A 20,491-nucleotide genomic window follows, 5' to 3' on the forward strand; every position below is an offset into this window, starting at 1 on the left:
AGATCATAGTCTAAGAACTTTTCCAAAATACTAACGTTGTGGGTCGGTCCAAGAGCGTTGAGGTCAAGGGTTAGGGTAATAAACGTAAGAAAATATTTATTCTCTATTACTTTATGATATAATTCTATTGAAAATTATTGAAGTGACCCACAAAGCATTACACTCAATCCCTACTTTATTGACAGCTTATCCATAATTTCCTTGGGCATCTCAGTGGATTTCCATATTTTTGGGTTAATTGCTATCTGTATTACATACCCTTCAGTAGTTAGTTCTCCATCTTTTAAAACCTTGAACTCGAACTTAATCGTCTTATTGGACAAGATTTTTGGGTTTAATAAAACTGTAAGCTTATCACCTAACTTGACTGGTCTATGGTATATAGCGTGTGACTCCGCTATGACAAACCACAAGTTCTCATTAACTATAGGATATGGAATTCCGACCTTTTCCTTAATAAATTTTTCTATAGTATTAGTGAAGAATCTATAATATGCAGCGTAGTGTGCAATGCCTTGAGCGTCAGTATCGTATATTCTAACTACATCTTCAAAAACGTACTCTATGTTCTCCATAATTTATGCGTTAGCTATCATTGATTTTATCTTTTTTCCTTTTAACGTAGATTGTTTGCCTAGAATTTAGGAAATATTACCATCATTGTGAGATCACTGAAGTCATTTTTCTCATTCATTAACGATACTAAGTTATCATAGACTCTTCTTTTTTCATCATCGTAACTAAGTTTCTCAAAGACAACTATCCTACAGTTTAAGTTATTATCATAAAGGAATTTAGCTACCTTTTGTGGCCCATCTTTATGAGGTTCTGGTATTACTATAGCCACACGGCCCATCCTCAATATGTTAAGAATATCATTCAGAAATTTCGATATATCTCCCCTTACATGTAGCGTTACAAAGCCGATAAAATTTATGTCAAGACCTAATCTAGAAAGTGCAATATTTAGGGAGGATACTCCAGAGATTATATTTACCTTAACACCTTTACTTGCAGCAATGTTCTTTATTTTTTCCACGAATTGCCAGTCGGATACTGAAGGATCCCCATGATCAAGTATTGCCACATTTTCAGTTTTCCCGATTTCAATAACCTCTTCTAGCGTTTCACTCTCATTTTTATAGGTTAATACTACTGTTCTTTTACCTTCCAATATTGGTGAAAATCTTTCTAAGACTGATTTCCATCCAGCTACTACTACACTATCCCTTATTGCCTTATATCCCTTTAATGTAAGATATTCCGGGTCTCCAGGACCTACCCCGACAATGTAAACTGTAATTTTACTCACCCTCATAAGTTGCTACTGCAATAGTAGAATTCCTACTTATAGCTATTTTTCTCAATATTAATTTTGAATTTCTTCCACCAGCTATTAATGCGGAAATTTCAGCAACCCCTTTCAAACCAACTTCGATTAGGGTTTTACTTGGAGGTGTAAGACAAGGATTCATAAAGTTGTTTATCTCTTCCTCATTTACTAATCTAAATCTAACATTAAATTCGTCAGCGATTTTCTTAACCTCTTCTCGAATAGACGCAATTATCCCAATCCTTTCTCTTTTAAGGTTGAGCCTTTCTAAAACCTTGTATATTCCATCTCTTATCTCTTCCATTTTTACATCTTTTTTAGAGCCTATCCCTATCGATATCTTCAGCGGCTTTAGCCATACTACGATCTTATCCTTATACTCTTTATCACCTCTTAACGATATAATGTAACTACATTCCTCACTATTTACCTTTATATTTTCAGGGAAATTAACGTTAACATCGATACCATCTATACAAATACTCTCATCTCTTAATAGGGCTGCATTTATCTTTACAATATTTTCAGGATTTATTATTTTAGCTATTAGGATATTGGCTATTCTCTCGATACTTAACTTGCCTTTTATCTCAGCAGCTGTAGTTATTATTGGTGTAGAGTTTAAAATTACAGATAATTCTCTTGCAATATCATTGGCACCCCAATGACCACCTAGAAGGGGTATAACGTAGTTTATCTTATCGTCTATGCATACTATTGCAGGATCCTCAGTCTTAGACTTCGCATATTTGCAAACAATCCTCGTAGCTCCTTCTAGGGCCATTACAAATACGATTGCATCATAACATTTCCATATTGTTTCAATTTCTGCATCTTTATACCTGTAATGGACTACGGGTATTTCGAAACTTTTCAACTTCTCCTTAATAGTTTCGCCTGCGCTAAAAGCGTCTTCAGAGGCAGATATTATGCAAATTCCTCGCCATAAGTTTTCTATCATTGTTAGTCTTCCTCCACTTTCCAAGGCCTATACGAGTGATTATGTTTGGGATCGTATACACTAGATCTTACCATATTCTTGATCTGTTGGGGATCTGCTGAAAGTCCTACTATTATTACTGAATCCCTATATATCTTAGCTTCTCTAACCTTACTTACGATATCAGCCAAAGTTCCTTTGATTATCTTTTGCTCCGGCCAAGTAGCACGATAGACCACTATTACTGGAGTATCGTCAGTCAATCCTCCCTCCTTTAGATCATTAACAACTCTGTCAATGATATGTATTCCAGTATATATTACCATAGTAGCTCCAATCTTTACCATTTTGGCGAAATCCTTTATGGAACCTTGCATTGGGACTCTTAGTGAAGCCCTTGTTATAATGACAGTTTGGGAAAGCTTAGGGACTGTTAACTCAATCGGTATTACAGAAGCTGCGGCAATAGCTGCAGTGATACCCGGTATAACTTCAAATGGAATCCCCGCAGCCTCCAATGCCCACATCTCTTCAAATAATGCTCCGTATATTGATGAATCTCCAGATTTGAGCCTAGCAACCAGTTTTCCTTCACTTGCCTTCTTCACCATTATTTCCACTATCTCATTTAAAGTAAGTGATGAACTATTGTATACTTCAGCGTCCTTACGAGACCACTTTAATATTTCTGGATTTACAAGGGAACCCGCATAGACTATTACGTCAGCTGTTTCTATATACTTCTTCGCTTTTATCGTAATTAGCTCTGGATCTCCTGGACCAGACCCTATGAAAACCACTTTTCCTATCATTTATAATCACCTTTTCTTTCTCAAAGCTATTATCATCGAAAAGTAATCCTTATCATTAATAATCTCCCTTTCCATATTAACTAATTTTTCATCACTCATGAAACATCTTCTAGCATAAATTAAGTCGTATTTTTTGGAAAGTATGTCAGCTATTTCCTTAATGTTCTCATTAGCCTTAAGTACTATTATAGTCTCAAACACTTCGCTAGCTTTGGCAATAGTGTCCAGTCTTGAAGCTGGTATTATACTTATAGAATCCTCAGAATTCGCTAAAGATATCATGGCTTTTGAAGCACAAGCTGTTATGGAAGAAACGCCTGGGACTATTTCCACGTCAATACTACACGGTAATTTATTCTTTATTCTGAAAAAGGTGCTATATAATGTTGGATCGCCTAATGTGACGAACGCAGAATCGCCTTCACTTTCACTACAGATCTTCTCTCCTAGCTTTTTTAACTCATTCTCACTAACGTCCTTTGCCATAGGGAAACCTAATAGGACTAGCTTTGAATTGTTGTCAGCGTATTTCTTAACTATGTTCTCCGCTAAACTTCTATTGGTTCCAGTAGAATAAGGGATGAAAATAGTTCTAACCTCCTTAAGAATTTTCGCTCCTCTTAAAGTTATTAACTCGTCATCTCCTGGTCCTAAACCAACCACGTAAAGTTTCATGGCTTTTCACCAGAAATTATAAATATCGGATTTCTCGCCATCATTGCGGTGCCCACTTTGGTTTTCATACCTTTTGCGATTATCACCTCGGTTATTTCTAAATTCACGAATCCAATTTTTTCCATCGCTGATAAGGCATTATTCACAGTTTCCAATAGTATAGCATCAATAACTATTCTTCCACCCTTATTTATTATTTCCCAAGAGGCTGATATTATTTCCTTAATTTTTTCCGATCCGCCTCCAATGAAAATCCTATCAAATTTCTCATTAATCGTGGACAATATCGCTGGTGCCTCACCCTTAATGAGCACTATATTGTTTAAAACTCCAAACTTTTCAGCATTTCTTCTTGTCAAGTTAATAGCCTTTTCCTCCTTATCTATACCGTAAACTCTACCACTGTTTCCAACCAATAATGAAGCCTCTACAGTAATGCTACCTGTACCACATCCAATATCTAATACCTTATCACCTTTTTTTATCCTTAATTTGGATAAAGCCAAAGCCCTTATCTCCTCTTTAGTCATTGGTATTTCTTCATCTCTTTCAAAGAGGTTATCTGGAATTCCAGGTATAACGTAATTCCATTCCATTTAACATCCCACCCTACTCAAAGACTCACCGTCATAATCGAAGATAATTACGCAGAAGTTTATATTGTCATTAAAACTTTTTATCCTACTCAATATTTTCTCCGCTACAATGTTCATAACTTTTCTCCTTTGTTCTTTTGTCATATACGTAAAAGCTTCCTCAACTGACAAAGCATTTGATATTTTAGTTAGAGTACCGTAAGGAAGTCCTGCTAAAACTGAGGCATGAGTTAGCGATTCCAGTCTAGCATCACCTTGTGAATAATGAGTATTAAAAATCCCCGCATACACTTTAAGAAGCTTTGCAGGCAATCCAGCCAATATTACCTTCTTAAAAAGATTACTCGCTAACTTTATTGAATCCCCTATCCTATCTCCTACTTTTATGATACAGTTACTATCAAATAGCTCTGCTGCATACTTCGCAGCAGAATTCCCAGGCGCAATTACTACATAGTCGTAAGACTGCCTAATTACGTTAAGCTCACATCTAATGTGTTCTAAGTAATCATCATCACTAACTGGTGTCTCAATACCAGTCGTACCGAGTATGGAAATCCCACCGACTATTCCGACCATTTTGTTTAATGTCTTTTCAGCAATGGTCTCTCCATTTGGCACTTCGATCGTTATTTGTATTCCCTTATCTGTAACTTCCCTTATTGCGTTGATTATCATTTCTCTTACAGTAGGACTTATTGCCATCTCACCCATAGTTGCTTTTAACCCACTTCTAGTAACTTTACCAACTCCCCTTTCTCCAATTATTACAATTTCATTATTCTCATTCAATTTAGCACAGCACCTTATTACTAATCCATCTAATATATCCGGATTATCTCCGGAAAATTTCTTAACCTCAGCGCACGATATTTCACTATCTATCTCAACTTTTTCCACGGGAATTTCCAGTCTCAATCCTATGGGTGTTGGTATTACTACTGTACTTCTTTTCTCCTTATTAAGTAGACCTATAACTGCTGCCTTTGCGGCTGCAGAGGCTGCCGCTCCAGTGGTTATTCCAAATCTCTTCAAAGAGTTTATTATCATAGCTCATATTTCCTCTCGTAACCTCTTGGTGTTATCATGTAATTTTTATATCTATATGTCAATGAGTTTCCTATTATCATTGTAGTACTCATACTTATTTCATTCATATATTCTTTCCATGACGATAAAGTCGTAATTATTATGTTCTCATTATTCCTATACGCGCTCTTGACTAGTCCCACTGGGGTATTTGGCTTTCTATGTTTTGAAATTATATCCATAACCTCTATTAGTAAATTCTCATTAATTAAATTATAAAATACTATTACAAAGTCAGCTTCAGCAGCCTTAGTTACTTTATGTAAAATCTCCTCTCGTGGGATTAGTAAATCGCTTAAGCTTATTACTACAAAGTCAAGAGAAAGGGGACTTCCTAATCTCGCAGCGGCTGCTAATGCAGCAGTTACACCTGGTACCACTTCGACGTCTAAATCTAAATTTCTCCTTGCAATCAAGTCGTAAACTAAACCCGCCATTCCGTAGACCTGGGGGTCACCACTAGATACTAAGGCTACTGTATTATTGGACTCTAAGGCCTTTTCTATTGCAGTATTTGCCCTAAATATTTCCTCTTTCATTCTAGCCCCTATTACTTCCTTTTTGCCATCTAGGACATCCGATATTAACCTTAAGTATGTATTATATCCAATTATTACATTGGACTTTTCCAGAACTTCTTGCGCCTTAATTGTCCTTTGTTCTTTTGATCCTGGTCCGATTCCAACAATATATAACCTCCCCATTTTCATCCCTCCATTGCCATTTTGATAATCTCATTAATAATCGCCACTGCTATTCCACTCCCACCATAAGTTCCAGTTAATACTACAGATGGAATTTTAGTCTCTATTAACGCCTCCTTTGACTCTTTAGCGTTAGTGAAACCAGGGGGTGTTGCTACTATAAACGGTATATCAATTCCTTCTTTAACTAATTTAATCGTTTCCATAAGTGCAGTAGGAGCGTTTCCTATAACTACTACCTTACCACCTTGTCCAATTGATAATCTCATAGCGGCTGCTGCTCTGGTTATTCCTAATTCCTTTGATAACTCCTTCGTTCTCTCATTATCTATCATACAAGTAACCTTTCTCCATCTTATACCTACAGAAACCATTTTCACATCAGCCACGATTTCACTTCCAGCTTTTATTGCCTCAATCCCTGCATCTAAATTAGTTAGCTTTAAATATCTGGCTAATTCCGGATTTCCAGACGCAAAAATGGCCTTACCAATTATTCTTTTCTCCCTTTCGTCCTTAACGTCCAGATTCGATAGAATTAAGTTCATACTACTCTCTTCGATTTCGTAAGGATCCTCAGTGTATTCAAGAGTTGGAAGTGCATTCAAGGCTCTGGCTAATCTGTAATATAATGCTAATCCAATCAAGGGAGACGAGGAGAGTGGTTCAGTAACGTACAGTTCTACCTCCTTTCCACTTATCTTACTTACAACCCAACTGTTTAATCGTTGGATTCCTAACTCTCCCATTATATCTCTAAAGACGTGATTCCCTCTTCCTAGAAATACTAAGCCTATGACTATTCTCCTATATCCCTCTCTTACGACATTGTTTAGTAATGATCTCCAATCAGGCTTAGCGAATTCATTGTAAGTTAAATATATTGGAGATGAGATCTTTTCCTTTAAGTAATTTATCATATTTTCTATATCACTATTATACGTTTCTCTCCTCGAACCATGACCTATTAATATTACTGCAGTATTGGATTGTCTATCCACATATTCTCTTTCACCATCTAGTATTTAAGGATTGTTAATGTACACCTACGTAGCTCATTTATGAGTCCTAATATAAGTTTAGCATTTATCACTGAATCTAATATAGTGGTCGACGCCACTAACTCTATCTTCAGTATGTGTCATAATAAATATGAACAACGACGGATTACCATTCAAAATAAAGCGATATACTGGACAAAGAGATTAAATCTTTTCAGAAAGACTCGATGAGGTTAGGCTTCATAAAATTTCACTATATTTAATATTAAGTCCTCTGCACTTGTCTTCACTGAAGTCACAGTAAATCCTTTCATCTTTCTAAACTCCATTAGCTTGGTAACCCCTGCTAAGATAAACTGAAATCTATAAAGCTATATTCAGAAAAATAATAAATTAGTAATGCAAGTATTGTATTAGTAATTACATTAATCAATACCAGTATTTGCTCTTATTTAATATACGAATTTAGTTAATGAATGGTTTTATTATCGCGCAAGTATATCTAAGTATCTTGATGAGGGTATATTATTCCTAATTCAGATGAAATATAGTGTCAAGAATAGTTCTGATAAAATATGAATAGTACTTCGAGGAAGCTTATCTTAGTTAGTGCATTGTTTCCATCCAAATCTCTCCTCATACTCTTTTACTTTACTCATGGAAGTAGACTGATTTTTATCTAATGGTATTAACCCAATTATCTTATCTCCGTCGTAAACATACATGAAATATTTATCGTCTACTAATATCAACTTGTAGCAGAACATTTTTTAATAATATATTATGTTCATCTTGATAATAAAAATTTGATTGGGCTAGCGTTGTAAACATAACTCGCCATGTTATCTATTATTTTCTCTTTCACCATTTTTCCATTCGACCAACTGAATAGTGAAGGCTCTAGATAACAAGCAAGAGCACATGCATTACAGCTCTCATATTTTTCCCATGGATAACTGTTCCATAATTTTACTATATCGACCTCCCATACTTTATCAGTTCCACTATATTCATTTAATACATAACAAGGAAGTACTATTCTACCCTGTGGGTCGATATTTATCGTTAACCAAGGTTTGCATCTCCATGGTATTCCATTATACCAGGATTTAATTATTGCCTCAAAGTAGTCCGATGACTCGATTATTTGATAACCCCTCTTTTTAAGCTCAATAATTAGCCTTAATGCGTCATATAGTCTCCTTTTATCTGGACTTAATTTCTCTGCAGTGGAATAGTCATACTCAACTTGTATACTAATATTAACATTAAGTTTCCGTGCAAGCTCTATTACATCCTTAACTTGATCCATGTTTTCTTTAGTTATTGTAAAACTGATTGCTACTGGTAAATATTTCCTAGCCTCCTTTATACCTTCCACAGCCCTTTCAAATGCACCCGAAATTCCTCTTATTTTATCATGAACTTCCCCTATTCCATCTATCGAGACGAATAGGTAATCTAGATAATTGCTTATACTTTTAGCCCTATCTTTGAGTAACCAACCATTTGTCACTAATGAAGTATAAAATCTCTTATAAGATTCCTCCAATATATCCTCTAAATCTCTTCTCAGCAACGGTTCTCCACCCTCAAATCCCATGAAGAGGACTCCCGCTTTTTCTAAGGACTTCAACATCAAAACCTCTTCTTCCAAAGACAGTAATTTTTCATCCTTTCTTCTCCAAAAGGGGCACATTCTACATCTTAAGTTACATGTATACAGCAACTTATGTCCCGCAATTAGAGGTAACTTTCTAACTCCAAGTCCCAGAAGTGCCCTTTTCACGTTGCCAAATATCATAGGTTTTAAAGTTGACATAATTATTTAATATACAAAAGCATGTATTAATCTTTTGCTAAAAGCTGATTTATTGATCTAGGACATTTTTACACCAAACTGCTATTATCTTCACTTCAATTAATGTATTAATACGTAACTTAAGGCTTCTAATTTTCCTTAACTCTTTGTGAAAGTTCAATAAGTCAACAAAGAAGCGAAAAGTTAAATAGTTAAATTTTTGGTAGTCAAGATATGCCAACTGTAAAACTCACAAAGAACATTACGATTATGACAGGTAGTCCAAATACGTTAATTTATGATAATAGAGTCGTAATAGATCTAGGAGGAAAGAACTCATCAGTAGATATAAATGCTGAAGTTCAATTAGCTACGCATGGTCATGCTGATCATATAGCCGGTTTACTAAAGAAGGACGCTAAAATAAGGTATCTTCCGAAGGAGGATTATTGGTCATTAACCTTGATGGGGAGAAGAGCGATGATTTATGGGTGCAGCTCAAAGGATTCCGATATCTTTACCTTTGATTACGTGAAAGAGAATATCGAATCTATTGACATTGAGGTTCGAACTTCAGAGATTGAGGTGATAAAACTACCTGGTCATACGCCAGGTCATAGCGGTTACATAGTTGACAATGTCCTTTATGCAGGTGATGCGTTTTTTGGTGAAAAAGTACTAGAAGGTTTCTCAGTTCCCTTTTACACCGATTTCTGGACTGCTTTAGAATCACTGAATAAGGTTAAAGAATTAGCAAAGAGTGTTAATAATATAGTGATAAGTCATGGTCCAGTTTACACTAATAAAAATAAGATGGTCTCGATTTTAGAGAGCAATATAATTTACGCTCAGAACTTAATAGGAAAAATCTTGGACATGCTGTCAAACAATGAGCTTACAGTGGAGGAGATTGTGGTCAAGTTAAAGCAAGATTTAACACCAAGTAATGTATTGTTAAATTCAGTAGTTGTGAGGTCAATACTATTTGGGTTAGAAAATATTGAGTATAATGTATCTCAAAAAGGTTTAGTTTTTAGAAGAAGAGTTCATTAAGAGATATTAAAAAATAAATATAGTGTTATAGTTCATATTTTTACTATCGTTAAATTCGTGTTATAACTAAAAAAGATGGAGTGTTCTCATGTAGTCATCTTATTCGATATTATATAGTAAAATTAAATCAGGCTAGAAATTTTCACAATTAGTCGTTTCGATCGAGATTTAGCTAAGGAATTAGAACGTGAAAACAGCCTCTGAAATAGCTTATGTGGGAGGGTTATGAAATCTTTTTGTGGTAGTACTAGAATGAACCTCGTAAACCCTTGCACATAAGCTTTTCTAAAATAATGGAGTCTGGGACAAATTAGTCTAATGGGTTTCTAAATTTATATAGCATTTCGGGATTTTTAATCTAACGCTTTAGACCACAGCAGATCGTGAATCGCGACCCTCGCTAAGACCTTTAAGTGGATCCTCTCTTCCTTGACCTTATTTATGATCCACCCTGTCCTCCTTTTAATGAAGATCAGAGCCTCTCACGCTTAAAATACTCCTCCAAATACTCCAGTGGGTTCTTCATGAACTTCAATATCATCTCCCTCCACCTTTTCCCTCCCTTGATCGTAGCGTTAGGGTATCAAGTAGATCTCAGAATCAGGGAAGTCATCCAGTATAGACTTGCTATAGTACTTGTCAGCCCTCAAGGAGTCAACCTTTACACCAAGATCCCTCAGGACCTCGAGGGCCATCTCATAAGCCTCCCTCTCACTCTTAAGCGAATAACCGTAAGCGACAATCAAGTTACTACCCAAGTCAAAGATGAAGAAGGAGTACACGAACTCCTTCCTTCACATCTTCCCCAGACTTCTCCCTTTTACTCCTGTAATGCTTGGTTACTACTAGGGAATAGCCTGTCCCGTCCATGACCACCTTGAGGCCACTAACGGTCTTTGAGAGTAGGTTGTAGAGGATGACGAAGACGTCAGGTGGGAGTATAGTCTCTCTACTGTCTTGTAGCTTATCTCCTTATATAAAACATATTAGTCAGATCTGCGTATTACAGATCTGACTGGGGTTGAGGCCGTTGATCTCCTTGGGCTTAGAGCTCGACGGAGAGCTTGGCCTCCTCCAATTCGGACCGGAAGTTGGGCTTGAAGCCCGAATAAAACATAAGGGTGAGTATACATGGAGGCCCCAGTCGCCGGAATAGATGTTTCAAAAGATAAATTAGTAGTGTACTTCCAAGGTAAATACTATGAATTTCAAAATAATAAGCAAGGTTTTGAAGGAGTAAAGCAAGTCTTGCCAAAGGGTTGCAAAGTTGCTATAGAAAGTACGGGAGTTTACCACATCAACTTGGCTAAGTACTTGGGTAAGGAGTACGACGTGAGGATTATTAATCCCCTCGTACTCAAGAAGTTCAAGAACATTAGGGGTAAGAAGAGTGATAAGAATGACGCTAAAAAGCTCGCTGAACTAGTTATAAGTATGGGCAGTGAGTTTACAACGAGTGAGGCTAAGGAGTTAACAAGCCAATGGGATTTTATCACAAGGAGCATTGTTAGGGTTAAGAATAGGCTAAGGAGGGATTTAATACTTCTAGGCTATAAGGACAGTTTGTCCAAGAAGAACTTGAATGAGGTATTGAGGGGGGAGGATAATATAGTATTATCTGAGGTTAGGTTCCTCTTGGACGAGTTGGAGAGGCTTGAGGTTAGGAAGAGGGAGATTGAGGAAGAGCTTGAGGATCTTGTTCCTAAGGATAGTTTGATCTTCACGATTCCGGGTATTGGTAGAACGTTGGGTTGTATAATTTTAGCAAGAGTTGGTGATGTTAAGCGTTTTGGTGACAAGAAGAGGTTTGTCGCTTACTGTGGTCTCGATCCTCTTGTTGAATCCAGTGGGAAGAGTGTTGTATCGAGAGGCATATCTAGGAGGGGTGATGCTGTTTTGAGGAGGGCTTTCTATCTTGCAGCTTTAACTGCTATCAAGGTTAATCCTATTATTAAGCGTTTTTATGAGGAGCACAAGGAGAATTTGAAGGGTAAAAAGTTGATTACTGCTTGTGCCAGGAAGCTTGCTGTTATTACTTGGGCTGTGCTGTATTATAATAAGCCCTTTGATGCTAGCGAGTAAAGCAGGTGACATCAATTGAATAAGTAGTGTGTACTATGCTCGATTTTCACGGAAAGGTTTTTATACCGGAAGCTCCTTCGTTAGGTTCAGTAGTGATGCTAGTTCTGCGGTTTCCCTGTTGGATAAGCCTAGATATTCCTTGATTATCAGTATGTATGCTTTCTCTTGTGGGGTTAGCTTGCTCTTTCTCCCTTGTTCTTTCTTGATCTTGACGAACTTTGCCTCCTCTAAGTCTTGCCTTAACTCTCGACCGAATCTTCTTAATCTGGCTAACCTCTCTTCTTCGCTCTCCTTATTGTTCTCTATCTTACTGAGCCTACTTTCCTTGTACAACTTGATCAAGTCCTCTATTGACTCCTTGAAATTGTCGAAGTCTTTCTGAGTTAACTTCTTATTCATGTGTTCATGATACAAAATAAGGGGTATCTAAAGTTTTTGTCCCAGAGTCTAAAATAATGTCTTTGTTCAAATTTCTATATCTTAAACGTTAAACGAGCGTTTTTCCATACTACTCCAATATTTTTATAAACGTTTTTTGAATTTCATGACTGTTTGAGAACACTCCCCCAAGGAGTAGATAATGCTAGTGCAATATCCTTTAGCTCGTACTTTCTCGGCTTAAGATTTAAATTTCTTAGTCTTAGGATGTTTCTTCATCAGGTATTTACCTGAAATAAGCTAACTTTCCTTATCAAATATATAACTCTCTGAATGTAATGTAGCTATTATACTTGGCACTTATTATAAAGTATAACTGGCGTAATATTCGGTATCATTAAAGTAATTTTACGTAAATATATGATATGGTTAATACCGATCCGTCAAGTTGTTTGTAATAAACCCGATGGTGATGCCAACTCCTTAAATATGTTTCCAGTTAGTATGAGAACTATATGATAGCTTATTGAGCTTAATATTATCAGTATTCCTATAAAATATAGACTAACATATAGAGATTTACCATATGCTAATGTTATCGCTATTCCATTAGCGAAGCTTAATATTAATAGTATAATTAGGAATATTCGTGATATTATGTCTATATTAACTTCGGAGAAACTAAATACTGTAGATACGTTCTGAGTTGAAAATATATTATTTAGCATACCTACTATCGATATTAGTGCAGCAGATACCCCCGCCGAGGCTGTTTGCAGTGCATATATTGACGTTTCAAAAGCTCTTCCATTTTGCTCTTTTCTAGACCTTATGTTCAAAACTGAATCACCTATCTTACTTAGAATCTCTCCAATTATCATGGCATTTCCTCCCATACTTATCGTTTCATATAATACTTTGCTTAACATACTTACCAGTATACTTCCGCTTTCATCTCCAATCAATCTAAATATCTTTTCCTTATCAATGCCGAAGTTTAATCTATTTAGCGATCTTCTGATTAAAGGCCTTACGTCTCCTAGATCCCCTCTTAATACTGCCATCAAAGATTCTTTTAAGTTGCTTACTATTGCATAATTTCTCGAAAAGTACCTAATAAAAAGTAAGAAATGTCTCTCTATTCTATTAATTTTATTTTCATACAATCTATACCTAAGACCGATTCCTAATAGAACTATACCAGTTCCCATTAAAACTATATATGAAGTGTATATTACTGAAAATATTATTGAAAGAGATATTGTGAATGTCAAAACAAATTTATCTATAACGTTGTACCTAATGTAATTTTCTGGTCTATATAAGAGATACATTACTAATGTTAAATTTCCTAGAAGTGCTAAGGATAAGATAGTAAGCTGTATTATTAGAGTAGTTCCCCCACTATAAATTAAGGATAAAATCGTAATGTCAGCTACTAGAAAGGTAAGGGAGCTATTTAATGTAGCATAGATTGTAAGGAAATTATTCATTGATTCTATTAACCTAGCAGAATAAGCATTATATTCAGATAATGTAAAATCGATTTCTCTTGACAAGAACTCTATCATATCATCACCAAAAGTTACTGCTTGTGATAATCTTATTAAGAATTCTTTCAAGAATCTAATGTTGAGGTTCTTTATACTATAGGTTATTGCAGATGAGAATTTATATCTATACCCAGAAACTAAATTTCTTATTTTTTTGAAAACTTTGGTATACGGTTCAAACGAGTCTTCCCTACTTAAATGTAATATAACGATTTCCGGTGGAACTCCAGAGGAAAATAACGCAAGCATAAAAGCTAGCATGAAAATATATTTGGAGTCTACTTCATTTTTTGCACTAAATATTCTTAGCATATCTTATCTCCTCCTCTATACCAAATTGTCTCGCCCTTAATATTTGATTCCATACTTCAAAATAATTAAAAATTTTTTTACTTAGGAGTATTTTTAGAAATTCAGCTCTTAAGTTTAATTCGTCGTAAAGAATCCCTATATTTCTACGTTCGATTCCTCTCCTGATTGCGACCTTATTTTCTATAAGGTAAGAAGATCCTCTTCCGGCAAAGATTATCTTATCTTCTGTAGGATCATATGTGAATGCTGGTATATAAACTACGTCATTAGTAACAGGATCTATATCAATTATTTCGTCAACTTCAACCACTCTTCTTATTAAATTGCCTTTTTTATCGTATAGTGCGGTCTGAAATAGTGCTATATTAAGGTTATTAATATAACTTTTAGGCACCTCTATAGGATAACCAGTAAGCCTTTGTACAAGCGTTCTTATATTTGCTGCATGAAAGGTTGCCATAACTGAATGACCAGTCTGCATTGCTTGGAATGCTACGTTCCCTTCCTTATCTCTTATCTCGCCTACTAAAATATAATTAGGTCTTTGCCTTAAAGCAGCTTTAAGTAAGTCGAATAATTTTACACTTCCCTCACCACCTGTTTCTCTAGTAACTTCTGCTACCCAATTAGAGTGCGGTACTGTAAGTTCTGGAGTATCTTCTATTGTTACTATTTTTAAATTTGGAGGGATGAAAGCAGTAATTGCGTTGAGGGTAGTTGTCTTTCCGGAGGCAGTTTCTCCGCATACGAACAAGTTCATTCCCTCGTCTAACATCATCCATATATATGCTGCAAGAAGTGGAGACAATGTACCGAAGGAGATTAACTGAGTTACACTGATTGGTATTTTACTGAATTTTCTTACAGTTAAATTAGAACCTCTTCTACTTATATCAATTCCATAAACGAAGTTAACTCTTGATCCATCTGGCAAGCTTGCATCAATTATTGGCCTGTTATGAGATACTGGTCTATATGTTTTCTCGCTTAAAGAAATTATTAGATTGTCTAGCTCCTCTTCATTCTCAATTAATAATGATGTCCTCATAGGGCCGAATACCTTGTGCACAATGTAAATGTGACCTAAGCCTGGAATCGATATATCCTCGATAAATGGATCCCTAATTAATGGCTCTAATATGCCTGAATATAATTTATCTCTTACGAAATGATAAATTGCGTATTCCTTTGGTACAGATATTCTTATCTTAGTTAGTATTTTATCTAAAACTCTCCTCATAAGTATCTCCTTTTCTTCGACAGTAGGTGGTGGCTCTGTATTACCAATGGTTTTTGCGAATTTCTCCTCTATTTCTTCTATTTCTTTAGGTTTCGGTCTCGGAGGTTCTATCACCGTATATTGGTTATAACCATCCTCTGCCTTTGTACTCTGAACATGAATGTAAATGTATTTATCTACTTTATAAATTGCATTATAATTCTTACTACCTTTCAGTTTATTCGGGTCATCAATCATTACTGGTTTTTCCGGAAATCTAGATAAGTAATCTTCAATAAAGCTCATGGTTAAGCCCTCGATAGGGATAGTGGTACGACCTTTATTCCTAAAGCTGGGTCTATATCGAATGAAATAGCATCAGCTCCTTGTATACCACCTATTGTTTTAATTCTCTCTAGGACCTTTATTCTTCTTCCTCCTATGCTTGTTGCAGAAAGTTTAAAATAAACGTCGACTATGCTTGTGATTCTACTCTTTAGTTCCTCATTAAACACATCTGGGTGGACGGTAAATAATATAAGCTTTCCTAGATCAACTAACACTCTAGCATCTTTCATGAATTGCAAAATTTGCTTTATTTCTGCGAACGTGGCAACTATTGACAAACTATCGATAATGATGAAGTCCATATTCTTCCTCCTTTTTATGAAGTCTATGATTATCTCAAGTATTTTATTTGCTAATCTTGAATTCCAATTAAATTTATTCGTGTTTAACGGAGCAATTCCTAAGACGCCTTTTAAGAAAAACGGTATTAGATCAATTTTTACATCTTTCATCTTTTTCAAATAGTCTTTACTAGTTTGTTCTGTCGTTATTATATAACCCTTTTTCCCACCTATTAGTAGTCCATAACAAAATTGTGCAGATAAAACACTTTTACCAGTTCCATGATCTCCCTCAATCATGATTAGTGCGGGAAACGGCAATCCAGATAATCTTCTATCTAAATCCTCATTTCCGGTTTTTATTATCACAGTATACCCCTCCATATTGCTTCTGGTCCATAATTAGAGGCAACTACTACAGTAGCCATAGTATTAGGGTATGGAGGATATGGTAAATCAGCTATAAATGTACCTACCATGTTTGGATTAATTAAAACGGTATTTGAGACCCATTTATATGGGCCTAAGTTTGTGGAGTAATTATAGTTAGAAATTATAAGAGTAGATATGTTACTTATATTTGCATAATATTTAATAATTATTGCGAAATCCCTAAAATCAAATAATGCAGTAGATCCATTATTGGTTATTGTTATATATAATAAGTTACCATTTATCGCTATACTCTTTATGAATATTCTAGTGTTAAGTTGATTTAGTTCCATGTTTTGCCTTAAATTCTCTGCATGCAATAAGAGTTGCTGACTTTTGATATACGCTTCTAAAGCAATTAATCCCAGCGAAATTGTAATGAAAAATATTAGCACATATGCTACTACTTGCGAGACTCCCATATCTAACTCGCCTCAAATGTATAGCTGACTGAGTATCCATTAGGGGTAACCAACTGAACTGTATAATATTGCGTAGTGGATAATGGTGAGGATAAATATATGATAATTTTAGCTACAGATCCAGGATATAATGTATTAGTATTAACAACCCAATAGGGTAATGTACTAGAGTTATATCCGGGAGTGTTCTCATGCAGTCATCTTATTCGATATCATATAGTAAAATTAAATCAGGCTAGAAATTTTCACAATTAGTCGTTTCGATCGAGATGCAGCCAATGAATTAGAACATGAAAACAGCCTCTGAAAAAGCTTATGTGCGAGGGTTGCGAGATTTTTTGTGAGGGTTACCAGGATGAACCTCGTAACCCTCGCACAATTAATACTTATGATTCTAAGAAATTTAAATCTTAAGCCGAGAAAGTACGAGCTAAAGGATATTGCATTAGCATTAGCAGCCTACTCCTTGGGAGTTCAAATCACGAAAACGGGAATCCCACCATCAACCCTATACTACTATTTGAGGAAAGTAGGGATAAGGAGGAGAAGAGAAAGCAGACCAACATGCCCATCATGTAACTCTAACAGAGTAGTGAAGAACGGCTCATCTAGAGGGAAAGCAAAATACAAGTGTAAAGCATGTGGAAAGACGTTTTACGACGTCACAAGTCATAGAATGGATAGGGAACAGAGGGAGAGAATCTTAAAGGAGTACTTGAACAGGATGAGCATGAGGGCAATATCAAGAGTTGAAGGTAAACCATTGACTACTGTTTACAGCCTAGTGAGGAGGATTGGGATAAGGGCCTTTACGAATCTAACGATCTTGAAGGGTGAGCTCAAGAATTTCACAGCTAAGTCTACGGTGTTTGACGAGTTCTGGACTTATTTCCGTGTTAGGCATGGGGTGATGAGGGAGGATTTGTGGATTTGGACTGCTCTTGCTGATGGTGTGCCTTTCTATGAGTTTGGGGATAGGAGTTATGGGACTTTTCGTTATCTCTTGGGTTGGTTACCTAGGAGTGAGGTAAACTATACTGACTACTATTGTGTTTATCAAGTTCTCGATAATCGTGTAGCGGGTAAGAAGTATACTTATCTTGTGGAGAGCCATAATTCTTGGTGTAGGTCTCATTTGGCGAGGCTGGCTAGGGATACTAAAGCTGTTACTAGGAGTGGGAGGATGACGGAGTACAGTTTGGCCTTGTTGAATGTAATGTACCCTCACGTATTCTCAAGGGAGAGAACTCCCTTAAATGAGGCATACTTGAAGGGAGTACAGTATATTAGAGAAAACTTGATATAATTTTACTATATGATATCGAATAAGATGACTGCATGAGAACACTCCCTTATATCCTATCTGCTGTAGATTTCCTTGCGGGCCAAAGTATAATACACTATTTTTTAAGTTAAAAATTATCGATTCTCCTATATTATGTAGGTATACTATTACAGTTGTAGAACTGGAATTCGTAACATAATCTATTTGAAGATCAGTAACCAATCTTTGGGATTGTAACATACTATATGATACCATATTAGTAGAAATTGACGATACTACGGAAAAAACCGAACCTGCAAGCACTCCTACCAATGTAACTGCTACGATTAGCATTATTGTCTCGCTAATCACTTCACTAGCCATTCTTCCCAACCTCCAATACCAATAGATACTTTTTCATTTCTGCAGTCACGGAGGAGTAACTTTCGGCAACACTCATTGCAATATTTGCTAAATCTTTTGCTCTTATCTTTCCATTATTAGTCCTAATATAAGATTGTATCTTGTTAACAATGAACATATCATCTGCAGAGATATAACCTAGTTCATATAAAGCTGTCAACTTAGAATCCTCATAGTCTAAGATTTCTAGCAATACACAATTTCTAATGAAAACGCTCAAATCTATATTCGATGTTCCAACAATTTCCGCTACAGCCTTTAATTCTTTACTACCTTCTGGCCTCTGTTCGCCTTTAGACTGCTCTGATATGATATTGAAAGGTGATGATGAATCAGCTTGAGCAGATTTTAGAGATAAAACGGCATCTTCAATAGAAGAATTTAATTTCTGTAAAGTCTGCTTTAAATCTTCTATAGATGTATTTAGAACATTTACTAGATCATTTTGATATTTATCCATTCTACCTATTAGGTTCTTAAGAAGTTCTTCAATCTCCTTGGTAGAATTACTCGTAACTCCTTGTTGTTGCTGATTTTGTGTAGTAGAAGCAGTTTGAGTTGTTTGTATATTTTTAGGCCTAGTTATTCTTGGCAATACTATCTTAAAAAAGGATATAAAGAATGCTGCCAAGGGTATGCTTATGCTAATCAGTAAAATAAATAGTGGAGACTCCACTAGTTGTTGCAATTCAGGTAAGTTTATGTTTATCATCCCTCACCTCACGAATGCTATAAATGGAAAAAAAGATGAAATACCTTTTTCTTACCTTTTTTAGCACTTTAATCTCACCCTATTACTGATACGCTACCCTCTGGCTGGTATATATATTCAGATATTGTGAGAGGAGATCCTATATTTGGTGTAATTTGTATTGTTATTGTCTGATATTGAAATACATGACTTCCTAGATCTGGTCCAAACAAAAGTATTACTCCTATTACTGATCCGGCGGGGGCGATAGCACTCCCTATTAACGGATCTCCTGCCACTGGATATGTAAATGCAAATGTCTGATTAACAAACACATAGTAAGTAACTAGTTTGCCGCTTATATTGAGAGTGAAAGTAAAACTATTGTCATTCTTCAACCATGATGGAAGGCTAGATAGAGATAGAATGCTACTATTAATAAATATTGGTGATGGTGTTTTTGTACTAAGATAATAATTATATAGTGTGTAATTAAGTGCTAGTAACGCATAGTAAGGATTAGGATAATATACATATGTTTGACCTGCACTTGTCTGCTGATTTACGAGATCTAAGTACTGTCCATTCGCGTATACGACATTCGCTAGTTCAGATGGGGATACTGTTAATAAGGTGTATTTATATATATTTGAGTACGTCACTCCTTCTGCAGATGCAGTAAACGAGATGGCTGTAGTAGTGGGCGACAATTCCACGCTAGAAACTCCAGAACTTGGAGATACTGTAAAGTATATCCAGTAGCTTCTAGTATTTAATGGATAGTTAACAGCATATAGGACAGAGCCGGATAGTGTTAGTGCTGTTGACGCTGTCTCCTCTCCTTTATTTATAGTGGATTTGGCTTTCTGTGTCACAAATAATCCCATATTTATAGCCACGTAAGCTAATACTGATGCAGTTATTATAAATGCTATTAATATTATTGCAGTGTCTAATCCCGCTAATCCTTTCCTTTTCACTTTTTTGTTGTATTCCTTTAACATCTTTTTGGAGTTCATTTTTTGGTCACTTGCTGAAATCCGTTTCTCAGAACACTTTTAAAAATCTCTCTCTGATTTTCG

The 20,491-nt window shown here is 35.8% G+C and carries 22 protein-coding genes and 2 pseudogenes; 3 read left to right on the forward strand and 21 right to left on the reverse strand.

Annotated elements, in window-relative coordinates; translation table 11 throughout:
• Window positions 1-170: 170 nt before the first annotated feature.
• The 11 genes from SSOP1_RS11590 to SSOP1_RS11635 form a co-directional block, all read right to left on the reverse strand.
• On the reverse strand, window positions 171-575 hold the full coding sequence (locus tag SSOP1_RS11590) for an acyl-CoA thioesterase (protein WP_009991816.1): 405 nt from the start codon (window positions 573-575) through the stop codon (window positions 171-173).
• Window positions 576-634: 59 nt separating this feature from the next.
• Window positions 635-1,318 carry a cobalt-precorrin-7 (C(5))-methyltransferase gene (locus tag SSOP1_RS11595; protein ID WP_009991815.1) on the reverse strand — a complete coding sequence of 228 codons (684 nt, stop codon included), beginning with the start codon at window positions 1,316-1,318 and terminating at the stop codon, window positions 635-637.
• Window positions 1,305-2,294 (reverse strand): cobalt-precorrin 5A hydrolase, encoded by a 990-nt coding sequence (gene cbiG / locus SSOP1_RS11600; RefSeq protein WP_009991813.1) that lies wholly within the window; start codon window positions 2,292-2,294, stop codon window positions 1,305-1,307. Before cbiG ends, SSOP1_RS11595 begins: the two co-directional genes overlap by 14 nt.
• Window positions 2,295-2,296: 2 nt before the next feature.
• Entirely contained in the window at window positions 2,297-3,085 is a 789-nt protein-coding gene (gene cobM / locus SSOP1_RS11605; protein WP_009991811.1) for a precorrin-4 C(11)-methyltransferase, read from the reverse strand.
• Window positions 3,086-3,091: 6 nt separating this feature from the next.
• A complete protein-coding gene (locus SSOP1_RS11610) occupies window positions 3,092-3,760 on the reverse strand; it encodes a cobalt-factor II C(20)-methyltransferase (protein ID WP_009991809.1) in 669 nt (222 codons plus the stop codon).
• Window positions 3,757-4,356, reverse strand: a complete 600-nt coding sequence (gene cbiT, locus SSOP1_RS11615; protein ID WP_009991808.1) for a precorrin-6Y C5,15-methyltransferase (decarboxylating) subunit CbiT — start codon at window positions 4,354-4,356, stop codon at window positions 3,757-3,759. Before cbiT ends, SSOP1_RS11610 begins: the two co-directional genes overlap by 4 nt.
• Window positions 4,357-5,406 carry a cobalt-precorrin-5B (C(1))-methyltransferase CbiD gene (cbiD, locus tag SSOP1_RS11620; RefSeq protein WP_009991807.1) on the reverse strand — a complete coding sequence of 350 codons (1,050 nt, stop codon included), beginning with the start codon at window positions 5,404-5,406 and terminating at the stop codon, window positions 4,357-4,359. It abuts the gene before it with no gap.
• Entirely contained in the window at window positions 5,403-6,155 is a 753-nt protein-coding gene (locus SSOP1_RS11625; protein ID WP_010923825.1) for a precorrin-3B C(17)-methyltransferase, read from the reverse strand. The genes cbiD and SSOP1_RS11625 overlap by 4 nt, the downstream gene beginning before the upstream one ends.
• Window positions 6,152-7,150, reverse strand: coding sequence for a precorrin-8X methylmutase (locus SSOP1_RS11630; RefSeq protein WP_009991805.1), 999 nt, complete (start codon window positions 7,148-7,150; stop codon window positions 6,152-6,154). The genes SSOP1_RS11625 and SSOP1_RS11630 overlap by 4 nt, the downstream gene beginning before the upstream one ends.
• Before the next feature lie 602 nt (window positions 7,151-7,752).
• Window positions 7,753-7,902, reverse strand: a complete 150-nt coding sequence (locus tag SSOP1_RS17315; protein ID WP_162009863.1) for a hypothetical protein — start codon at window positions 7,900-7,902, stop codon at window positions 7,753-7,755.
• 35 nt (window positions 7,903-7,937) lie between these two features.
• Window positions 7,938-8,972, reverse strand: a complete 1,035-nt coding sequence (locus SSOP1_RS11635) for a PTO1314 family radical SAM protein (RefSeq protein ID WP_009991800.1) — start codon at window positions 8,970-8,972, stop codon at window positions 7,938-7,940.
• 213 nt (window positions 8,973-9,185) lie between these two features.
• Here SSOP1_RS11635 and SSOP1_RS11640 point away from each other — a divergent pair, with 213 nt between their 5' ends.
• Window positions 9,186-10,004, forward strand: coding sequence for an MBL fold metallo-hydrolase (locus tag SSOP1_RS11640; RefSeq protein WP_010923826.1), 819 nt, complete (start codon window positions 9,186-9,188; stop codon window positions 10,002-10,004).
• A 575-nt stretch (window positions 10,005-10,579) separates the two neighbouring features.
• Here the strand turns inward: SSOP1_RS11640 and SSOP1_RS17175 are convergent.
• A complete protein-coding gene (locus SSOP1_RS17175; RefSeq protein ID WP_124365222.1) occupies window positions 10,580-10,786 on the reverse strand; it encodes a hypothetical protein in 207 nt (68 codons plus the stop codon).
• 349 nt (window positions 10,787-11,135) lie between these two features.
• On the opposite strand from SSOP1_RS17175, the gene SSOP1_RS11655 reads away from it, so the two are divergent.
• Window positions 11,136-12,086, forward strand: a complete 951-nt coding sequence (locus SSOP1_RS11655) for an IS110-like element ISC1190 family transposase (protein WP_010923828.1) — start codon at window positions 11,136-11,138, stop codon at window positions 12,084-12,086.
• Between the two features lie 60 nt (window positions 12,087-12,146).
• On the opposite strand, the gene SSOP1_RS11660 is transcribed toward SSOP1_RS11655, so the two are convergent.
• The 6 genes and pseudogenes from SSOP1_RS11660 to SSOP1_RS16600 form a co-directional block, all read right to left on the reverse strand.
• The gene (locus SSOP1_RS11660; protein WP_010923427.1) at window positions 12,147-12,485 is read right to left on the reverse strand and encodes a hypothetical protein; all 339 of its coding nucleotides are present in this window, start codon (window positions 12,483-12,485) and stop codon (window positions 12,147-12,149) included.
• A 422-nt stretch (window positions 12,486-12,907) separates the two neighbouring features.
• Window positions 12,908-14,329: an archaellar assembly protein ArlJ/FlaJ gene (gene arlJ / locus SSOP1_RS11665; protein ID WP_009992490.1), complete on the reverse strand. Its 1,422-nt coding sequence runs from the start codon at window positions 14,327-14,329 to the stop codon at window positions 12,908-12,910.
• Window positions 14,313-15,854, reverse strand: a complete 1,542-nt coding sequence (gene flaI / locus SSOP1_RS11670) for an archaellum flagellar ATPase motor FlaI (RefSeq protein WP_010923830.1) — start codon at window positions 15,852-15,854, stop codon at window positions 14,313-14,315. Before flaI ends, arlJ begins: the two co-directional genes overlap by 17 nt.
• A gap of 2 nt (window positions 15,855-15,856) precedes the next feature.
• Window positions 15,857-16,561, reverse strand: a complete 705-nt coding sequence (flaH, locus tag SSOP1_RS11675; protein ID WP_009992492.1) for an archaellum flagellar ATP-binding protein FlaH — start codon at window positions 16,559-16,561, stop codon at window positions 15,857-15,859.
• The gene (locus SSOP1_RS11680; protein ID WP_009992493.1) at window positions 16,543-17,031 is read right to left on the reverse strand and encodes a hypothetical protein; all 489 of its coding nucleotides are present in this window, start codon (window positions 17,029-17,031) and stop codon (window positions 16,543-16,545) included. The genes flaH and SSOP1_RS11680 overlap by 19 nt, the downstream gene beginning before the upstream one ends.
• A gap of 2 nt (window positions 17,032-17,033) precedes the next feature.
• A pseudogene (locus SSOP1_RS16600) lies at window positions 17,034-17,210 on the reverse strand (flagellar biosynthesis protein FlaG); the annotation flags it as partial.
• A gap of 176 nt (window positions 17,211-17,386) precedes the next feature.
• Here SSOP1_RS16600 and SSOP1_RS11685 point away from each other — a divergent pair.
• A complete protein-coding gene (locus SSOP1_RS11685; protein ID WP_048054255.1) occupies window positions 17,387-18,337 on the forward strand; it encodes an IS1-like element ISC1173a family transposase in 951 nt (316 codons plus the stop codon).
• Here SSOP1_RS11685 and SSOP1_RS16605 read toward each other — a convergent pair.
• From SSOP1_RS16605 to SSOP1_RS11695, 3 genes and pseudogenes are all read right to left on the reverse strand, one after another.
• A pseudogene (locus SSOP1_RS16605) lies at window positions 18,287-18,679 on the reverse strand (flagellar biosynthesis protein FlaG); the annotation flags it as partial. The gene SSOP1_RS11685 and the pseudogene SSOP1_RS16605 sit on opposite strands and share 51 nt — an antisense overlap.
• Window positions 18,672-19,430 (reverse strand): archaellum flagellar motor scaffold protein FlaX, encoded by a 759-nt coding sequence (flaX, locus tag SSOP1_RS11690; RefSeq protein ID WP_009992495.1) that lies wholly within the window; start codon window positions 19,428-19,430, stop codon window positions 18,672-18,674. The gene flaX and the pseudogene SSOP1_RS16605, both read right to left, overlap by 8 nt.
• A 74-nt stretch (window positions 19,431-19,504) precedes the next feature.
• On the reverse strand, window positions 19,505-20,413 hold the full coding sequence (locus SSOP1_RS11695) for a flagellin (RefSeq protein ID WP_272898410.1): 909 nt from the start codon (window positions 20,411-20,413) through the stop codon (window positions 19,505-19,507).
• Between the last annotated feature and the right edge of the window lie 78 nt (window positions 20,414-20,491).

The organism is Saccharolobus solfataricus (genome assembly GCF_900079115.1).
GTDB classification, from domain to species: Archaea; Thermoproteota; Thermoprotei_A; order Sulfolobales; family Sulfolobaceae; genus Saccharolobus; species Saccharolobus solfataricus.

Excerpts from the sequence above, each read along its gene's own strand:
- SSOP1_RS11590 (WP_009991816.1), bottom strand. The coding sequence starts at position 575 with ATGGAGAACATAGAGTACGTTTTTGAAGATGTAGTTAGAATATACGAT.
- SSOP1_RS11595 (WP_009991815.1), bottom strand. The coding sequence starts at position 1,318 with ATGAGGGTGAGTAAAATTACAGTTTACATTGTCGGGGTAGGTCCTGGA.
- cbiG (WP_009991813.1), bottom strand. The coding sequence starts at position 2,294 with ATGATAGAAAACTTATGGCGAGGAATTTGCATAATATCTGCCTCTGAA.
- cobM (WP_009991811.1), bottom strand. The coding sequence starts at position 3,085 with ATGATAGGAAAAGTGGTTTTCATAGGGTCTGGTCCAGGAGATCCAGAG.
- SSOP1_RS11610 (WP_009991809.1), bottom strand. The coding sequence starts at position 3,760 with ATGAAACTTTACGTGGTTGGTTTAGGACCAGGAGATGACGAGTTAATA.
- cbiT (WP_009991808.1), bottom strand. The coding sequence starts at position 4,356 with ATGGAATGGAATTACGTTATACCTGGAATTCCAGATAACCTCTTTGAA.
- cbiD (WP_009991807.1), bottom strand. The coding sequence starts at position 5,406 with ATGATAATAAACTCTTTGAAGAGATTTGGAATAACCACTGGAGCGGCA.
- SSOP1_RS11625 (WP_010923825.1), bottom strand. The coding sequence starts at position 6,155 with ATGAAAATGGGGAGGTTATATATTGTTGGAATCGGACCAGGATCAAAA.
- SSOP1_RS11635 (WP_009991800.1), bottom strand. The coding sequence starts at position 8,972 with ATGTCAACTTTAAAACCTATGATATTTGGCAACGTGAAAAGGGCACTT.
- SSOP1_RS11640 (WP_010923826.1), top strand. The coding sequence starts at position 9,186 with ATGCCAACTGTAAAACTCACAAAGAACATTACGATTATGACAGGTAGT.
- SSOP1_RS11655 (WP_010923828.1), top strand. The coding sequence starts at position 11,136 with ATGGAGGCCCCAGTCGCCGGAATAGATGTTTCAAAAGATAAATTAGTA.
- SSOP1_RS11660 (WP_010923427.1), bottom strand. The coding sequence starts at position 12,485 with ATGAATAAGAAGTTAACTCAGAAAGACTTCGACAATTTCAAGGAGTCA.
- arlJ (WP_009992490.1), bottom strand. The coding sequence starts at position 14,329 with ATGCTAAGAATATTTAGTGCAAAAAATGAAGTAGACTCCAAATATATT.
- flaI (WP_010923830.1), bottom strand. The coding sequence starts at position 15,854 with ATGAGCTTTATTGAAGATTACTTATCTAGATTTCCGGAAAAACCAGTA.
- flaH (WP_009992492.1), bottom strand. The coding sequence starts at position 16,561 with ATGGAGGGGTATACTGTGATAATAAAAACCGGAAATGAGGATTTAGAT.
- SSOP1_RS11680 (WP_009992493.1), bottom strand. The coding sequence starts at position 17,031 with ATGGGAGTCTCGCAAGTAGTAGCATATGTGCTAATATTTTTCATTACA.
- SSOP1_RS11685 (WP_048054255.1), top strand. The coding sequence starts at position 17,387 with ATGAACCTCGTAACCCTCGCACAATTAATACTTATGATTCTAAGAAAT.
- flaX (WP_009992495.1), bottom strand. The coding sequence starts at position 19,430 with ATGATAAACATAAACTTACCTGAATTGCAACAACTAGTGGAGTCTCCA.
- SSOP1_RS11695 (WP_272898410.1), bottom strand. The coding sequence starts at position 20,413 with ATGTTAAAGGAATACAACAAAAAAGTGAAAAGGAAAGGATTAGCGGGA.